At 63.9% G+C, this 14,900-nt stretch carries 16 protein-coding genes; 5 read left to right on the top strand and 11 right to left on the bottom strand.

The window, feature by feature from the left end:
• The first annotated feature begins 195 nt into the window (after window positions 1–195).
• From DXH78_RS16785 to DXH78_RS16770, 4 genes are read left to right on the top strand one after another with little or no spacing between them, the layout of a single operon-like run.
• On the top strand, window positions 196–621 hold the full coding sequence (locus tag DXH78_RS16785; RefSeq protein ID WP_245416910.1) for a carboxymuconolactone decarboxylase family protein: 426 nt from the start codon (window positions 196–198) through the stop codon (window positions 619–621).
• Window positions 622–659: 38 nt separating this feature from the next.
• Window positions 660–1,559 (top strand): NAD(P)-dependent oxidoreductase, encoded by a 900-nt coding sequence (locus tag DXH78_RS16780; RefSeq protein ID WP_115518366.1) that lies wholly within the window; start codon window positions 660–662, stop codon window positions 1,557–1,559.
• A 48-nt stretch (window positions 1,560–1,607) separates the two neighbouring features.
• Complete coding sequence (locus tag DXH78_RS16775; protein ID WP_283805644.1) at window positions 1,608–2,408, top strand: enoyl-CoA hydratase; 801 nt, start codon at window positions 1,608–1,610, stop codon at window positions 2,406–2,408.
• 39 nt (window positions 2,409–2,447) lie between these two features.
• Window positions 2,448–3,794 (top strand): MmgE/PrpD family protein, encoded by a 1,347-nt coding sequence (locus DXH78_RS16770; protein ID WP_115518364.1) that lies wholly within the window; start codon window positions 2,448–2,450, stop codon window positions 3,792–3,794.
• 5 nt (window positions 3,795–3,799) lie between these two features.
• Here DXH78_RS16770 and DXH78_RS16765 read toward each other — a convergent pair whose 3' ends face one another.
• Window positions 3,800–4,549 (bottom strand): SDR family oxidoreductase, encoded by a 750-nt coding sequence (locus DXH78_RS16765; RefSeq protein ID WP_115518363.1) that lies wholly within the window; start codon window positions 4,547–4,549, stop codon window positions 3,800–3,802.
• Window positions 4,550–4,701: 152 nt separating this feature from the next.
• Here DXH78_RS16765 and DXH78_RS16760 point away from each other — a divergent pair, with 152 nt between their 5' ends.
• Window positions 4,702–5,622, top strand: coding sequence for a LysR substrate-binding domain-containing protein (locus DXH78_RS16760; protein WP_115518362.1), 921 nt, complete (start codon window positions 4,702–4,704; stop codon window positions 5,620–5,622).
• 83 nt (window positions 5,623–5,705) lie between these two features.
• Here the strand turns inward: DXH78_RS16760 and DXH78_RS16755 are convergent, their stop codons facing one another.
• The 10 genes from DXH78_RS16755 to DXH78_RS16710 form a co-directional block, all read right to left on the bottom strand.
• Window positions 5,706–6,581: an ABC transporter permease gene (locus tag DXH78_RS16755; protein WP_115518361.1), complete on the bottom strand. Its 876-nt coding sequence runs from the start codon at window positions 6,579–6,581 to the stop codon at window positions 5,706–5,708.
• The gene (locus DXH78_RS16750) at window positions 6,574–7,362 is read right to left on the bottom strand and encodes an ABC transporter ATP-binding protein (protein WP_115518360.1); all 789 of its coding nucleotides are present in this window, start codon (window positions 7,360–7,362) and stop codon (window positions 6,574–6,576) included. Before DXH78_RS16750 ends, DXH78_RS16755 begins: the two co-directional genes overlap by 8 nt.
• Before the next feature lie 79 nt (window positions 7,363–7,441).
• Window positions 7,442–8,455: an ABC transporter substrate-binding protein gene (locus DXH78_RS16745; RefSeq protein WP_115518359.1), complete on the bottom strand. Its 1,014-nt coding sequence runs from the start codon at window positions 8,453–8,455 to the stop codon at window positions 7,442–7,444.
• 65 nt (window positions 8,456–8,520) lie between these two features.
• Window positions 8,521–9,339: an N-acyl homoserine lactonase family protein gene (locus DXH78_RS16740; RefSeq protein WP_115518358.1), complete on the bottom strand. Its 819-nt coding sequence runs from the start codon at window positions 9,337–9,339 to the stop codon at window positions 8,521–8,523.
• A 22-nt stretch (window positions 9,340–9,361) separates the two neighbouring features.
• Complete coding sequence (locus DXH78_RS16735) at window positions 9,362–9,745, bottom strand: carboxymuconolactone decarboxylase family protein (protein WP_115518357.1); 384 nt, start codon at window positions 9,743–9,745, stop codon at window positions 9,362–9,364.
• A 29-nt stretch (window positions 9,746–9,774) separates the two neighbouring features.
• Window positions 9,775–10,614 (bottom strand): alpha/beta fold hydrolase, encoded by an 840-nt coding sequence (locus tag DXH78_RS16730; protein WP_115518356.1) that lies wholly within the window; start codon window positions 10,612–10,614, stop codon window positions 9,775–9,777.
• Window positions 10,607–11,005, bottom strand: a complete 399-nt coding sequence (locus DXH78_RS16725) for a hypothetical protein (protein WP_115518355.1) — start codon at window positions 11,003–11,005, stop codon at window positions 10,607–10,609. Before DXH78_RS16725 ends, DXH78_RS16730 begins: the two co-directional genes overlap by 8 nt.
• Window positions 11,006–11,113: 108 nt before the next feature.
• Window positions 11,114–12,295, bottom strand: a complete 1,182-nt coding sequence (locus tag DXH78_RS16720; RefSeq protein WP_245416931.1) for an ABC transporter substrate-binding protein — start codon at window positions 12,293–12,295, stop codon at window positions 11,114–11,116.
• A 104-nt stretch (window positions 12,296–12,399) separates the two neighbouring features.
• Window positions 12,400–13,107 (bottom strand): ABC transporter ATP-binding protein, encoded by a 708-nt coding sequence (locus tag DXH78_RS16715; RefSeq protein WP_115518353.1) that lies wholly within the window; start codon window positions 13,105–13,107, stop codon window positions 12,400–12,402.
• The gene (locus DXH78_RS16710; protein WP_115518352.1) at window positions 13,101–14,897 is read right to left on the bottom strand and encodes a branched-chain amino acid ABC transporter ATP-binding protein/permease; all 1,797 of its coding nucleotides are present in this window, start codon (window positions 14,895–14,897) and stop codon (window positions 13,101–13,103) included. Before DXH78_RS16710 ends, DXH78_RS16715 begins: the two co-directional genes overlap by 7 nt.
• Window positions 14,898–14,900: the final 3 nt, after the last annotated feature.

The raw sequence follows: 14,900 nt of genomic DNA, 5'->3' as shown, positions 1-14,900 counted from the left end.
AGCAGAGCCGGCGGTCAAGACAGTGGAGGAGCAACCGATATCCCGTGTCTTCGCCGGTGGCGGCTTGCCCCAGCGTGAAGGCCGGCAGTTTTTCCTCAAATGCTGACCGTTGTACTGAGCGACGCCCCTGGCGGCGCCATCCAGTGCGTTTGAACACCCCAGCAATCGTGAACTCTCAACCAACAGGAAGCGAATATGAGCAGCGAGATGGAGAAAGCGGCGAAAGTGATGTTTGACGAAGGCCTCAAGCACCGCCGCGAAGTGCTCGGCCCGGAATATGTCGACTCGTCGATCGCCAATGCCAACGATTTCATGATGGCGTTTCAGCACATCACGACCGAATGGTGCTGGGGTTACGGCTGGTCGCGCCCGGGCCTGCCGCGCAAGACGCGCAGCCTGCTCAATCTGGCCATGCTCACCGCGCTCAACCGCGGCCCGGAAATCAAGCTGCATGTGCGCGGCGCGATCAACAACGGTGTCACCGTCGAAGAAATTCAGGAGACGCTGCTGCACGCCACGATCTATTGCGGCATTCCTGCCGGCCTCGACGCCTTCAAGATCGCCAACGAAGTCTTGAAGGAAATGGGTAAGGTGTCGGCGACGCCGGCGAAGAAGCCCTAAACCTGACCCTCGGTCATGAATCAGGAAAGCACATACTGATGTCTGCAAAGCAGGAACTGGGGTTCATCGGCGTCGGCCGCATGGGCATCCATATGGCCGGACGGCTGCTTGAGGCCGGCTACGGCGTTACCGTGTTCGATCTCAACGAAACCAACGTCGCCCGTCTCGTGCAACGCGGCGCCAAGCGCGCGGCCTCGCCCGCCGAGGTGGCCTCCACCGCCGAAACGGTGCTCGCCAGCCTGCCGACTCCGGACATCGTCAAGGCGGTGGCGGCGGAAGTCGCCACCGGCTCGAAGGTGAAGACGTTCATCGACCTGTCCACCACCGGTCCGGTGGCGGCCAAGGAAGTCGCGGCCGTGCTCGCGGCCAAGGGCATCGCCGCGGTCGACGCGCCGGTGAGCGGCGGCCCGAGCGGCGCCGAGAAGGGCACCGTCGCCGTGATGGTTGCCTGTCCGAAGGACCTGGCGGAAACGCTGCGGCCGGTTGTCGAGGTCATCGGCAAGATGTTCTGGGTCGGCGCCGAGCCGGGTCAGGGCCAGGCGATGAAGCTCGTCAACAACATCCTCTCCGCCACCGCCGTCGCCATGACGTCCGAAGCGCTCGCGATGGGCGCCAAGGCCGGCCTCGACGCCGACACCATGATCGCCGTCATCAACTCCGGCAGCGGCCGCAACACGGCGACCGAGGACAAGTTCCCACGCTGCGTGCTGAACCGGCGCTTCGACTTCGGTTTCGCCATCGGCCTGATGCACAAGGACGCCAAGCTTGCGGTCCAGTTCGCCGAGTCTCTCGGCGTGCCGATGATCGTCGGCAATGCGGTGAACCAGTTGCTGTCGATCACGGAGTCGATCGAAGGCTTCAACGGCGACCTGACCACGACGGCCCGCACCGTCGAGAAATGGGCCGGCGTCGAGATCAAGGGCAAGGCGGCAAAGTAAGGCAGCGAAGTAACGGCGGCGACATCAGCGCGCCGCCGCGCTGCGGCCATTCAGGAGGCTCCGATGACCGACAAGATCCTGTCGCGCAAGGATGGCGCGGTCGGCCACCTGATCTTCAACAACCCGGAGCGACACAATGCGGTGTCGCTCGATATGTGGGAGGCGACCGAGGCGGTGGTCGCCGACTTCAAGGCCGATCGCAACATCCGCGCCATGGTCGTGTCCGGTGCCGGCGGCAAGGCCTTCGTTTCCGGCGCGGATATCTCGCGGTTCGAGAAGGACCGTTCGACCGAAGAAGCGGTCAAGCGCTACAGCGTCATTGTCGAGCGCGCTTACGCGGCGTTCTATGATTTCCCCAAGCCGACCATTGCCATGATCCGCGGCTATTGCATCGGCGGCGGCATGGCGCTGGCGATGTGCTGCGACATGCGCATCTGCAGCGACAATTCCAAGTTCGGCATTCCGGCGGCGAAGCTCGGCCTCGGCTACGGCTTCAAGGGCATCAAACGGCTGGTCGATGTCGTCGGGCCGTCTTTCGCCAAGGAAATCTTTTATACTGCGCGCCAGTTCACGGCCGAGGAGGCCGAGCGCATGGGGCTGGTCAACCGCGTCGTGCCGTCCGAAACGCTTGAGCAATACGTGGCCGACTACACCGCCACCATGGCCGCCAATGCGCCGCTCACGGTGGACTCGGTGAAGTTCATCATCGGCGAAGTGGTGAAACCGGACAGCGAGCGCGATCTGGCAGCCTGCGAGGCCATGGTGCAGGCCTGCTTTGCCAGCGAGGACTATAAAGAAGGTCGCAAGGCCTTCATGGAAAAGCGCAAGCCGAACTTCACCGGCGCGTAGTGGCCGCGGCAGCGGCCGATCACATTATCGAGGATAACGATGCTCGACCGACCCAACGTGACCCAGCAGCTTGCCCAGTTCGTCGCCGATACGCGGCGCGAGGACATTCCCGCCGACGTCATGCACCAGGCCAAGCGCTCGGTGATGAACTTCTTTGCCGTGGCTCTCGCCGGTTGCCGGACCCAGCCGATCGAGGTTGCGCTTGCGACGCTGGCGCCGTTCTCCGGTGGCCGGCAGGCGACGTTGGCCGGCCGCAGCGAGCGCATCGATGCGCTGAGCGCCGCTTTTCTCAACGCCGCCGGCGCCAATGTCTACGACTTCTGCGACACCCACACCCGCACCGTGATCCACCCGACGGCACCGGTCGTGCCGCCGCTGCTGGCCCTGGCCGAATTGCACCCCGTCAGCGGCCCGGATCTGCTGTTCGGCACCGTGATCGGCAACGAGATCGAGACACGGATCGGTCTCGCGGTGTCGCCAAAGCACTATTCGATGGGCTGGCACATCACCTCGACCTGCGGCGTGCTCGGCGCTGCGGCCGCTGTCGGCAAGCTGATCGGTCTCGATGCGCAACATATCGTCTGGGCGCTGGGTTCGGCGGCGACGCAGTCGTCCGGTCTTTGTGAATGCCTCGGCACCGCTTCCAAGAGCGCCAGCGTCGGCAATGCCGCCCGCAACGGCCTGTTGTCGGCGCTGCTGGCGGAGAAGGGCTTTGACGGTCCGCCGGAGCCGCTCGCCGGCGTGCAGGGCCTCTACAACGCCATGGGTGTGCCGCCCGACCTGTCGTTCCTCACCGAAGGCTGGGGCAAGACCTGGCAGATCATGGAGACGTCGTACAAGCCTTATCCTTGCGGCTTTGTCATCAATCCGGTGCTCGATTGCGTGCTCGACTGGCGAAGCAACAATAGTGGCACCGACGTTGCCAAGGTCGTGGTCCGCGGCAATCCGCTGCTCGCCGACCGCACCGATCGGCCGGTGGTCACGAGCGGACGCCTGTCGCAGGTCAGCGTGCAACATGCCGTCGCCGCCGCGCTCGTGCGCGGCAAGGCCGGCCCCGAGGAGTTCAGCGACGAATGCGTGGCCGATCCCAAGGTCGCGGCGTTGCGCGGCAAGGTCGAAGTGGTGCGCGATCCATCCTTTGCGACCATCGCCGCGGCCGTGGACATCGTGACGACCGACGGCAAGGTGCATCACCTGTCGACGCAGGCGGCGCGCGGCAGCGAAGCCAACCCCATGAGCGACGAGGCGCTGGAGTTGAAGCTGCGCAACGCCGCGGCGGCGTGGAATCCGACGCACGACATTGCGCCGCTCATCGACGCCATCTGGTCACTCGACACCAGCGCCGACGTTGCCGGGCTTTGTGCGATGACCGTGCCGAAGAGGTGAGGGCGTCACCAGCGATTGACGGGCAACACCATCATCTCCGCGACCTGGACATGCGGCGGCTGCTCGAGCGCGAACATGATGGAGCGGGCGATATCCTCGGGATCGAGCGCCATCTTGAACTGGTCGAAATAGGCTTTCGTCATCGCCTCGTCGCCGCGATAGCGGGTCTTGATGATGCCGGTACGCGCCAGCCCGGGCATGATTTCGGTAACGCGGATCGCGGTCTCGGCCAGTTCCGCACGAATGATCTCCGTCAGCATGTGGATGCCGGCCTTGCTGGCGTTGTAGGGCGCCATGTCCGGCACGATGCGCACGGCCGCGACCGAGCTCATATTGACGACGTCGCCTTTGTTGCGGCGGACCATGTCGGGCAGGATGGCGCGGGTGACGCGCATCAGGCCATTGAGATTGGTGTCGACAATGGCGGCCCAGTCGTCGGCGGAGCCGACATCGAAGCGCTTGCGGCCGCCGATATCATGGCCGGCATTGTTGATGAGTACGTCGATCGGCTGGAAGTCCGCAGGCACCAGGTCGAGGATGCGCGCGGTGCGGTCCGGGTCGGTGACGTCGAGCAGCAGCGGCATTGCCGCGCTGCCGAGTTCGGCGGCGAGCGGCTTGAGCTTCTCGGCGTCGCGGTCGGCGAGGATGACGCGATAGCCGCCGGTGACCAGCGCCCGCGCGATCGCCGTGCCCATGCCGCCGGCCGCGCCGGTCAGGAATGCATTGCCCTTGCTGGGCCGGTTCGTGCCGGTCATGGTCGTCTCCCCCTTGGCGCGAGCGTTGTCCTCGCTGCGTGGCAAACATTGTCGCAGTTTCCGCGCCCTCATCTGCCGACGAAAATGTGCTATCTGATATGTCAATTTCGGCAGGCAGGTCGTCCGCCGGAAAATGCCGGGCGCGCGGTTTCATGGACATAAAGCAGCTCAAGGTGTTCTCGACGGCGGCGGCGTGCGGCAGTTTCTCGCGCGCGTCGGTGGCGTTGTCGATCGCCCAGCCGGCCTTGAGCCGTTACGTGAAATCGCTGGAGACCGAACTCGGCGTCAAACTGTTCTACCGCAATGGCCGCGGCATCATCCTCACCGAGGCCGGCAAGCTGCTCGATCAGTATGCCAAGGGCATTCTCGAACAGGCCTCGCGCGCGGCGTCCGAGATCGCGGCGCTGCAACTGAGCCCGCATGGCAGCGTTGCCATCGGCATGCCGCCGTCGGTCGGGTCGGTGCTGACGGTGCCGCTGGTCGAGCGTTATCGCGAGCAGTATCCGCAGATCGCGATGCGCGTCGTCGAAGGTTTCAGCGGCCATGTGCTGGAGTGGCTGCTGACCGGCAAGATCGACGTCGCGGTGCTCTACAACGCGCCGGCGATGAGCAACGTGCTGTCGGAGCCGCTGCTCAAGGATGAACTGGTGCTGCTTGGCGCGGCGAAAGACCCCAACAAGCTGCCGGCCGGGCAGGTGCAGGCCAAGGTGCTGGCCGACATTCCGATGATCCTGCCGAGCCGGCCGCATGGCCTGCGGCTTCTTATCGACCAGGTGTTCGGCAAGGCCGGCATCGAGCCGAACATCGTCATCGAAATCGACGCCATGCCGTCCACGCTCAATCTGGTCGAGAAGGGCGTGGGCTATACCGTGCTGTCCTATTCGACCGTCCACCATCTGGTGAAGGCGGGGCGCATCAAGTGCTTCCCGATCGTGCGGCCGCAGCTGACGCGGCAGCTTCTGCTTTCGACGTCGAGCCAGCGACCGATGACGATGGCGACGCGGGCGCTGACCAAGATCGTGGCGGCGCAAGTGCGCGAACTGGTGCGCGACGGCCGCTGGCATCCGCGCTGAATCAGGTTGGCTTCCGCTCATAAAAAAGGACGGCGGCCCCAGGGCCGCCGTCCTCGTTTTCAGGCGCGATGGCCTGATGTCGTTTAGTGCTGCATGCCCCAGCGCCGGATCGTCATCTTCTCCGCGGTGAGGAAGATCACGTTCTCGACGAACAGGCCGAGCAGGATCACCGTCAGCAGGCCGGCGAACACCGAGGGGATTTCCAGCGAGTTCTTGCTCTGGAAAATGAACCAGCCGAGGCCGCCGCCGCCGGAATTGGCGCCGAACACCAGTTCAGCCGCGATCAGCGTGCGCCAGGCGAAGGCCCAGCCGATCTTGAGGCCGGTGAGAATGCTCGGGAACGCGCCGGGAATGAGAATGCGGATCACGTAACCGATATTGGACAGGCCGTAGTTCTGTCCGACCATGCGCCAGGTCGGGCTCACGCCGCGGAAGCCGGAATGGGTGTTGAGCGCCACCGACCACAGCACGGCATGGATGAGCACGAAGACGATGCCGCCGGTGCCGAGGCCGAACCAGATCATGGCCAGCGGCAACAGGGCGATCGAGGGCAGGGGATTGAACATCGCCGTCAGCACTTCGAGCAGATCGGCGCCGATCCGCGTCGCACTGGCGAAGGCCGTGAGCAGGCCGGCGAGCAAGAGGCCGGCGGCATAGCCCTGGAACAGGATCGTCATCGAGAACCAGGTCGCGGCCGGCAGTTCGCCGGTAACGATCGAACGCCAGAATGCGAGCACGGTGGCGCTGAAGGTCGGGAACAGCAGTTCGTTGCCGAGCCAGCGTGCATAGCCTTCCCACAGCAAGGCGAGCACGGTCAGAACCAAAGCCTTGCGCAGGGCGCCCTGGTTGGCCAGCCGCTGACCGAGCGACAAAGGCCGCTGCACGACGCCGATGCCGGCGGTGCTGACCTGGTAGATGACCTCGGGACGGACGTGAAGAACGGATTGGGCGTCAGCCATGGGACGCACTCCTTTCGCCGATATTCTGTTCAAACAGCAGATGCTCGATGCGCTCGGACAGCGGTCTGCCGTCGGCGCCGATATCGTCGGTGCCGTTGCTGTTGATCTCACCCTTGACCTGACCCGGATGCGCCGAGAGCAGGAGGATGCGGTTGCCGACGCGCACGGCTTCGGTGATCGAATGGGTTACGAACAGCACCGTGAACTTGGTGTCGTCCCACAATTGCAGCAGCTCTTCCTGCATCTTGGCGCGCGTCAGCGCGTCGAGCGCGGCGAAGGGCTCGTCCATCAGCAGGATTTCCGGCTCCATGGCCATGCCGCGGGCAATCGCGACGCGCTGCTTCATGCCGCCCGACAAGGTATGCGGATGATTGTCGGCGAACTTGGAGAGGCCGACCATGTTGATGTAGTGCAGCGCGCGTTGCTCGGCTTCCCTGCCGCCCATCTTGCCGCTCGCGGTGAGCGCGAAGGCGACGTTCTGCTTCACCGTTTTCCACGGCAACAGCTGGTCGAATTCCTGGAACACCAGGACGCGGTCCGGCCCCGGCTTGGTGATAACCGTATCGTTGAGGCGAATCTCGCCTTCGACCGGACGGATGAAACCGCCGACCGCCTTCAGCAAGGTCGACTTGCCGCAGCCCGACGGGCCGAGGATGACGTAGCGGTCCGAACGGTAGATATCGAAACTGACCCGATAGGTCGCGGTGACCAGATGGTCACGGGTCTGGTATTGCAGGGTAACGCCCTTGACCGCGAGAAGCGGGGCGACGCCATTACTCATATTGAAGAAGCTCCTAATGATGGGGCCAGTGGCGGTGCCCCGGGCGCCGCCACTGGCCGAATGATGTCAGATAGCTGGCTTAGTTGCCGCCGCCAATGCCCTTCACGTCGAAGAACAGGTCGTCGAGCTTGGCGGGCTTGTTCTTGAGCGTGCCGATCGCGTGCATGAAGTCGGCGTACTTCATGACGCCTTCCGGCATCGTGGTGTACTTGGTGTCCTTGTCGTCGAGCATGGCGGCGAGTTCGCTCACCTCCCAGCCCTTGCCGCCCATCGACTCGAGCAGCACTTCGGCTGCAGCCTTCTTGTCATTCTTGATGATGTCGAAAGAGGCCTTGAGTGCCGCAACGAAGGCCGCGTAGCCCTTCGGATTTTCGTCGCGGAACTTCTTGGTCGTCGAGATCATGGTGAAGGTCTGCGGGCCGCCCATCACGTCGTTGGTGTTCTGGATGGTGCGGGCGCCTTCCTTCAGTTCACGCTGGTGGAACGGCGCCGAGGCGTAGTGCGCGGTGACCTGCTTGTTGCCGGACAGAATGGCGATCACGGCATCCGGGTGGGTCATCGACACGGTGTACTTGTCGTACTTGAAGGTGGCGTCCGCGCCTTCCTTCTGCCGCGCGTACATCTGCATGATGATCGACGGGATCGACACCTTGATCGCGGTCACCGCGATCTTGTCGTCGGCCTTGAGATCCTCGATCTTGGTGAGGTGTTCGGCCTTGGTGTTGAGATACATCGGGATCGTGCTCATCGCCGCCACGCCCATGACGTCGCCGCGGCCCTTGGTGCGGTCCCACAGGATCAGGAACGCCGGCGGGCCGGCCGAGATGAAGTCGGCCGAGCCGGAGAGCAGCGCGTCGTTCATCACCGACGGGCCGCCGATATTGGCGTAGTTCACCGTGAGCTTGAGGCCGAGCTTCTCGGCTTCCTTCTCGACGAGCTGATACTTCTTCATGACGTGCAGCGGCAGGAAGCCAAAGCCGCCGGCGCCGAGCGGCACGCGCAGCTCGCTTTTCTCGGCCTGGGCCGGGGCGGGCATGAGCGCCGATGTCAGCGTCATGGCGCCGATCGCGAGGCAGGCAATAGTCTTTTTCATGTCGGTCTCCTTACGTTTCCAGTGTCTATACTATGATACCGAAGCTACTAAATTCTCCTGAATAATCAGGACGCAACTGTCGCGGTTCTCGGCTTCGGGTCGGCGTCGAGCCGCGCCGCCCAGCCTTCCATGTTGGGGCGTGCGGCGGGGTAGATGTCGAGCACGATCGGATCGTGACCGGGCACCACATGGTCCTTCGATGTCGCCAGCGCCTCGACCTTGTCGTAACCGGCGAGCACGTCGGCGACGTTGTAGGTGATGGGGAAGACGCGCCGCTGGTCGAGATGGGCGTAGAAATGCGCGACATCGGATGCGAGCACGACCCAGCCGCGCCGGGTCTTCACGCGCGTCGCCTGCAGTCCCTTGGAATGACCGCCGATCAGATGCACCGACAGGCCGGGTGCAATCTCCGCCGCGCCGTCGTGAAACACGACGCGGTCGGTAAAGATCTTGTTCACCATTGCGGTGACGTCGACCGCCTCGAAGGGCATGCGCATCATGGTGTGGCACATGCAGCGCCCGGTCGCATAGGCCATCTCGCAATCCTGCAAGTGGTAGCGCGCATTCGGGAACAGGTCGTGATTGCCGGCATGGTCGTAATGCATGTGCGAGATGATGACGTCCTTCACCGACGCCGGATCGACACCGAGCGCACGCAGGCCGTCGCCGACCGGCTTCGAGATCTGGCGCTTGCGCGCATCCGCCCGCATCTGGTCGAAGCCGGTGTCGAGAATGACGGTGCGATCCTTGCCGACAATGGCCCAGACGAAATAGTCGAGCGGCATCGGCACGTCATGGGTGTCACCGCCGATGAAATTGTCGGGCGACTTGCGTTCGTGCCGGCCGTATTTGACGGCATAGATCTCGTAGATGTCGTCGCTCATGACATTCTCCCGTGGCCCGACGTCACTTCTTGCCGTCGATCTCGTTGAAGACCTCGCGCGCTATGCGGAATGAGTCAACCGCCACCGGCACGCCGGCGTAGATGGCAATTTGCATGAAGACTTCGCGAATTTCCTCGCGCGTCATGCCGTTCCTGAGGGCGCCCTTGATGTGGGTCTTCAGTTCGTGCGGGCGGTTCATCACCGACAGCATAGCGAGGTTGATCATGCTGCGGGACTTCAGCGGCAAACCGTCGCGCCCCCAAACATAGCCCCAGCAGTATTCCGTCAGAAGTTCCTGCAGCGGCATGTTGAAGTCGTCGGCATTCTTGAACGCATTGTCGACGAATTCGGCGCCGATGACCGATTTGCGGATTTCAAGGCCGCGGTCGAAGATTTCCTTGCTCATGATCGGGTCTCCATTCCTTCTGTGATGCCTTACGCCGCGACGTGATCGAGCGCGCCGATGAGATAGGGGCGGAAGTCGGGGTAGTTTTCGATCATGGGGAAGTGGCCCATGCCCTTCATCATCGTATAGCGCGAGCCCTTGATCGAAGCGGCAACCTGTTCTGTCATGGCCGGCGTGCAGGAATAGTCGAACTCGCCGGTGAGCAGCGCCACCTTGCAGCGTGTCGTGTCGATGGTCTTGATGTCTTCGCGGGCATCCCAGTCGTTGCTGTAGAAGTGCACGTCGCCCTGATACACGCCGGGGCCGGACTGGCTGTAGTACCACCAGTTCTCGCGCCGGTTCTGTTCCGGACTGGTCGGCGCGTTAAGGCCGTAGGTGTAGCTCGCGCACAGTTCGCCGCCATGAATGGCCGGATGGTGCAGGAACTCGTTGTAGCGGCCCGGGGCATAAGCCGAGCTTTCCAGCCCGACGATGCCGCGGATTTCATTCTGGTAGTCGGCCGCCACCTTGAGGACGATGGCGCCGCCCATCGAGCAGCCCATCACGATCGGCCGGTCGAGGCCGAGCGCGGTCCACACCGCGCGAATGATCTGCATGTACAGCGCGGTGGTCAGTCGCGGCTTCTTCAGCCACCATTTGTCGGGCGGCGTCGAGCGACCATGATAGGGCATGTCGAAGGCGACGACGCGGAAGCGGTCGGTCAGTTCCTTGTCGTTCATGACGTGGCGGAACTGCCGGCTGTCATTGCCGGCGGTGTGCAGGCAGAGCAGGGGAATGCCTTGGCCGGCTTCCTCGACGAACAGGCGATGCTTCTCGCCGGCGATGTCGACGGTGATGTAACGGCCGACGATGGGCTCAAAATCAGCCATTGGGGGCTCCCGTCTCGCGCATGATGTTCATCATGCGATGAAGTGCGCGTGCGTTCTGCATGGCGATCAGGCTGTCGCCTTCGATGACGAATTCCGGCACGCGCATCAGCATGGCAAAGAAGTCGTGATAGAGCGGCGGCGGGTTGGGGCTGAGGAACTTGCGCCAGACCTCGACCGGTGCGCGGAAGCCGAACGGCGCGCGCACATCGAAACGTGGGGAGGCTATGATCTTGACGATCTTGCCCTTGTCGACGACGAGCGCATGGCGGGCATCGCCGAAGGTCAGCGTGAAGGTCGTGCTCAGCCAGTCGCCGATCACGCCCATTTCGGCATCGGCATTGACGCGCTGGGCGTAGCGGTCGAGCCACGATGCTCCGGGAAATTCACTCATCGGCAGTCCATTCTTCCGTATCGGCCTCGAAAACGCGAGCCTGCTTTAAACGGGTTATCCGGCGGCCACCCGCGAGGGCGACCGCCGGATGTTGTCTTGACCCAGCCGTTACTTCTTCGGCCAGTTCGCCTTGGCCATCGCCAGTTCCGGCGGGTAGATCGTCACCGGCACCGCGTTCTGCCACTGGATGATGGTGAGGCCGGCGCCTTCGCGCCGCCCGTCAGGTCCGAACTTGATCTTGCCCGACGGATAGAACTTCGACGGTCCGCCATCCATGGTGCGGAGCGCTTCGGCAACGGACTCACGATCGGCCTTGCCGGCCTTTTCGAGCGCGTCGCGCATCACCAGGATGTCGGCATAGGTGGAGATCGCGTTCTGCGTCATCCACGGCTCGTTATACTTCTTCTTGAGTTCGGCGATGATGTCTTCATGGCCCTTCGAGCCCCAGCTGCCGACGGCGCCGATCATGCCATCGAGCAGTTCGGGCGACATGGTCTTGAGCATGTCGGGCTCGAACATCGCAATGCCGAAGGCGATGGTCGGGATCCGCCCCTTGCCGAGACCGAATTCGTTCATTTTCTCCAGCACGAGTTTCGCGTCGGAGATCACGGTCGGCAGGAAGAAGAACAGGTCCGGCCGGGTGGTGCGGATCTTCTGCACCAGCGGTGTCGCGTCGGCGAGCGGCGGGGTGAAGGTCTCGTCGACGACGAGTTGCAGGCCGTATTCCTTCAGCAGCTTCTCGCGCATCGGCTTCACCGACGAGATCGAGGCGGCGGTGTTGTCGGTGACGATGGCGACGGTCTTCGGGTTGGCGCCGGCGGCCTTGGCGGTCGCCAGGATGACCGGCAGCGACTGGACGGCTTGCGAGCCGGAAGTCGCCGAGGTCTGGAAGATGTATTTGAAGCCGCGCTCGGTGATCATGTCCGAGTAGGACAGCGTGAGTACGGGGAGCTTGGCGCGCTCGGTCACTTCGGTCACGGCCAGCGTGAACGAGGACAGATAGGCGCCGGTCGCAGCGACGAGATCGGGCTCATCGGCCACCATGCGCTGGGCGGCGTTCTTGGCCTTTTCGGTGCTGTCGCCGCTGTCGAGGACAACGAGCTTGAGCTTGGCGCCGCCGAGCGACTTGATGCCGCCTTCGGCGTTGACCTTCTCGACCGCCATTTCGGCGCCCATGCGCATGACCTGTCCCGGGCGCGCATAAAGCCCGGACAGTGGCGCGATGAGGCCGACTTTCACTTCCTTGGGCTGCTGGGCCTGTACCGTGCCTGTCGGCAGGGCAAGGGCCATGGCCACGGCGGCCGGCAGCAACGCACCTAAACCTAGACTCAATCGTTTTCCGCTTCGCATGTTCGTTCTCCTCCGCGTTTTCCGCATTGTTGCGGGTTATTGCCTCACATTCCGAGGTAAGCGGCGCGGACGCGATCATCCGCGCGTAACGTTGCATTGTTGCCTTCGAGCACGACGCGGCCGGCCTCGAGCACGTAGCCGTGGTCGGCCGACTCGAGCGCTTCGGCGACGCGCTGTTCGACCAGAAGAATGGTGAGCTTGGTCTGCTGCCGGATTTCGATCAGCTTGTCGAAGATGAAGTCGGCGATGGCCGGGGCAAGGCCCATCGACGGCTCATCCAGCATCAAAAGCTTGGGCGAGGAGGCGAGGCCGCGGCCGATGGCCAGCATCTGCTGTTCGCCGCCGGACAAAGTGCCGGCAAGCTGATCGCTGCGCTCCTTGAGCACCGGGAACAGCGTGTAAATCTGCTCGATGTTGTTCTTCCACTGCGCCTGTCCGGCCGGCGTGAAGGAGCCCATTTCGAGATTCTCGAACACGCTCAGAGATGGAAACACCTGACGCCCCTCCGGCACATGCGCGATGCCGAGATGCGGCCGCTTGGCGGCCGGCACCGAGAGCAGGTTGGTGCCTTCGAACGTAATCGATCCCGACATCGGTTTGACGACGCCGGAGATGGTCTTGAACAGCGTCGACTTGCCGGCGCCGTTCGGGCCGACCACCGAGACGAACTCGCCGGTGCCGACATGAACCGACACGCCGTCGAGAACCGGGACCGACGAGTAGCCCGCGATGATGCTTTCGATTTTCAGCATGCGGCTTGTCCGTGATTGGCGCTCCACTTGGCGCCGAGATAGGCCTCGATCACCTGCGGATTGCGTGTCACCGCTTCCGGTTCGCCTTCGACCAGGACGGCGCCGTGATCGAGCACGACGAAGCGATCGACCAGTTTCACCATCGCTTTCATGGTGTGTTCGATGATGACGATGGTGACGCCTTCGGCGGCGAGCTTGCGCACGACGTCGACGACTTCATCCGCCTCGCCGGCGCCGAGGCCGGCCAGCGTTTCGTCGAGCAGCAGGAGGCGCGGTTGCCCGGCGAGGGCGCGCGCCAGTTCCATCAGCCGCAGTTCCTTGGTGGTGAGCTGGGAGGCGACGCGGTCGGCCACGTGCTCGAGGCCGACGCGCATGATGGCGTCATGAGCGAGGTGGCGCGCTTCGTCGTCGGTCGCGGCGCGGACATAAGCGCCGACGACGACATTGTCGGCGACCGACAGGCGCGCGAATGGCCGCATGATCTGGAAGGTGCGGCCGACGCCGATCTCGCAGATCTGGTGCGGCGTCCAGCCGACGACGTTGCGGCCGTCGACCAGCACTTCGCCGGTGTCGGGATGGAGAAAGCCGTTGAGCAGGTTGAACGCCGTGGTCTTGCCGGCGCCGTTCGGGCCGATGATGCCGAGGATCGAACCGCGCCGGACGTCGAAGCTGACGTTCTGCACGGCCTTGAGGCCGCCAAAGCTCTTGGAGAGGCCGCGCACCGAAAGAATGATGTCGTCGGACGAAGGACGGGCGGCCTTCTGTTCGGGGGCGGCCTGCGGCGGCGCGGCCGTGGCCCGGGCAGCGGCGAGTTCGCTGTGCCGGCTGCGCGCAAACAGCTGCGGCCAGCGGCGTTGGATGAACTCGCGCGCCTTCCAGTAGATGCCTTCCGGCGCCACAAGAATAACGATGACAATGGCGAGGCCGAAGATGACGCCCTGAATGCCGGGGAAGCGCGCGCCGAGTTGCGCGTGCAGGATTTCCGAGAGCGGAATGAGGATCGCCGAGCCGATCACCGGGCCCCAGACCGTGCCGATGCCGCCGAACATGGTGACGGTGAGCGCCTGCGCCGAGACCAGCATGCCGAACACCGACAGCGGCGTGACGACCAGCAGCACCACGGCGTAGAACGCGCCCACCGCGCTGGCGATGGCGCCGCTGATGGCGATGGCGCGCAGCTTCCACAGCAGCGTGTTGATGCCGGCTGCCTCGGCGGCCGCCTCGTTCTGCTTGATGGCGAGCAGCGCCATGCCGAAGCGCGAACGTTCGATGACGCGCGAGATCAGCACGATGGCGACGACCATGGCGAGGGCGAGCCACGTATAAATGCGCGGATCGTGGAACTGCATGTAAGCGGCGGCGTTCTCGCGCTTGATCGGCAGCGTGACCTCCTGGTAGCCGAGCCACTCGAACACGTAGAGAATGGCAAGCGGGTAGGCGAGCATCGACAGCGCGAAATAGTGGCTGCGCAGGCGGAACGTCGGCAGACCGATCAGCACGCCGGAGATGCCGCCGAACACCGAGGCGATCGGGATCAGCAGCCACGGCGACAGGTCGAAATGCATGGCGCCGAGCGCGGTGGTGTAGGCGCCGAGGCCGAAGAACGAGGCGTGGCCGAACGAGATCAGGCCGGTGTAGCCGCTGAGGATGTTCCAGGACAGGCCGAAGCTCGCCCACACCAGAACCAGCGTCAGCATCAACTGGTAGTACGAGTTGGTGACGAAGATCGACAGCACCGCATAAGCCGCGGCGAAGGCGATGATCGCGAGATAGGGACGGATCGCGTTCATCGC

The organism is Undibacter mobilis, from assembly GCF_003367195.1.
Taxonomy (GTDB): Bacteria; Pseudomonadota; Alphaproteobacteria; order Rhizobiales; family Xanthobacteraceae; genus Pseudolabrys; species Pseudolabrys mobilis.
This window is presented reverse-complemented; position numbering and strand designations above follow the sequence as displayed.

What these genes read in the sequence shown, in the direction of transcription:
- DXH78_RS16785 (WP_245416910.1), top strand. Translation starts at nt 196, where the DNA reads ATGAGCAGCGAGATGGAGAAAGCGGCGAAAGTGATGTTTGACGAAGGC.
- DXH78_RS16780 (WP_115518366.1), top strand. Translation starts at nt 660, where the DNA reads ATGTCTGCAAAGCAGGAACTGGGGTTCATCGGCGTCGGCCGCATGGGC.
- DXH78_RS16770 (WP_115518364.1), top strand. Translation starts at nt 2,448, where the DNA reads ATGCTCGACCGACCCAACGTGACCCAGCAGCTTGCCCAGTTCGTCGCC.
- DXH78_RS16765 (WP_115518363.1), bottom strand. Translation starts at nt 4,549, where the DNA reads ATGACCGGCACGAACCGGCCCAGCAAGGGCAATGCATTCCTGACCGGC.
- DXH78_RS16760 (WP_115518362.1), top strand. Translation starts at nt 4,702, where the DNA reads ATGGACATAAAGCAGCTCAAGGTGTTCTCGACGGCGGCGGCGTGCGGC.
- DXH78_RS16755 (WP_115518361.1), bottom strand. Translation starts at nt 6,581, where the DNA reads ATGGCTGACGCCCAATCCGTTCTTCACGTCCGTCCCGAGGTCATCTAC.
- DXH78_RS16750 (WP_115518360.1), bottom strand. Translation starts at nt 7,362, where the DNA reads ATGAGTAATGGCGTCGCCCCGCTTCTCGCGGTCAAGGGCGTTACCCTG.
- DXH78_RS16745 (WP_115518359.1), bottom strand. Translation starts at nt 8,455, where the DNA reads ATGAAAAAGACTATTGCCTGCCTCGCGATCGGCGCCATGACGCTGACA.
- DXH78_RS16740 (WP_115518358.1), bottom strand. Translation starts at nt 9,339, where the DNA reads ATGAGCGACGACATCTACGAGATCTATGCCGTCAAATACGGCCGGCAC.
- DXH78_RS16735 (WP_115518357.1), bottom strand. Translation starts at nt 9,745, where the DNA reads ATGAGCAAGGAAATCTTCGACCGCGGCCTTGAAATCCGCAAATCGGTC.
- DXH78_RS16730 (WP_115518356.1), bottom strand. Translation starts at nt 10,614, where the DNA reads ATGGCTGATTTTGAGCCCATCGTCGGCCGTTACATCACCGTCGACATC.
- DXH78_RS16725 (WP_115518355.1), bottom strand. Translation starts at nt 11,005, where the DNA reads ATGAGTGAATTTCCCGGAGCATCGTGGCTCGACCGCTACGCCCAGCGC.
- DXH78_RS16720 (WP_245416931.1), bottom strand. Translation starts at nt 12,295, where the DNA reads ATGGCCCTTGCCCTGCCGACAGGCACGGTACAGGCCCAGCAGCCCAAG.
- DXH78_RS16715 (WP_115518353.1), bottom strand. Translation starts at nt 13,107, where the DNA reads ATGCTGAAAATCGAAAGCATCATCGCGGGCTACTCGTCGGTCCCGGTT.
- DXH78_RS16710 (WP_115518352.1), bottom strand. Translation starts at nt 14,897, where the DNA reads ATGAACGCGATCCGTCCCTATCTCGCGATCATCGCCTTCGCCGCGGCT.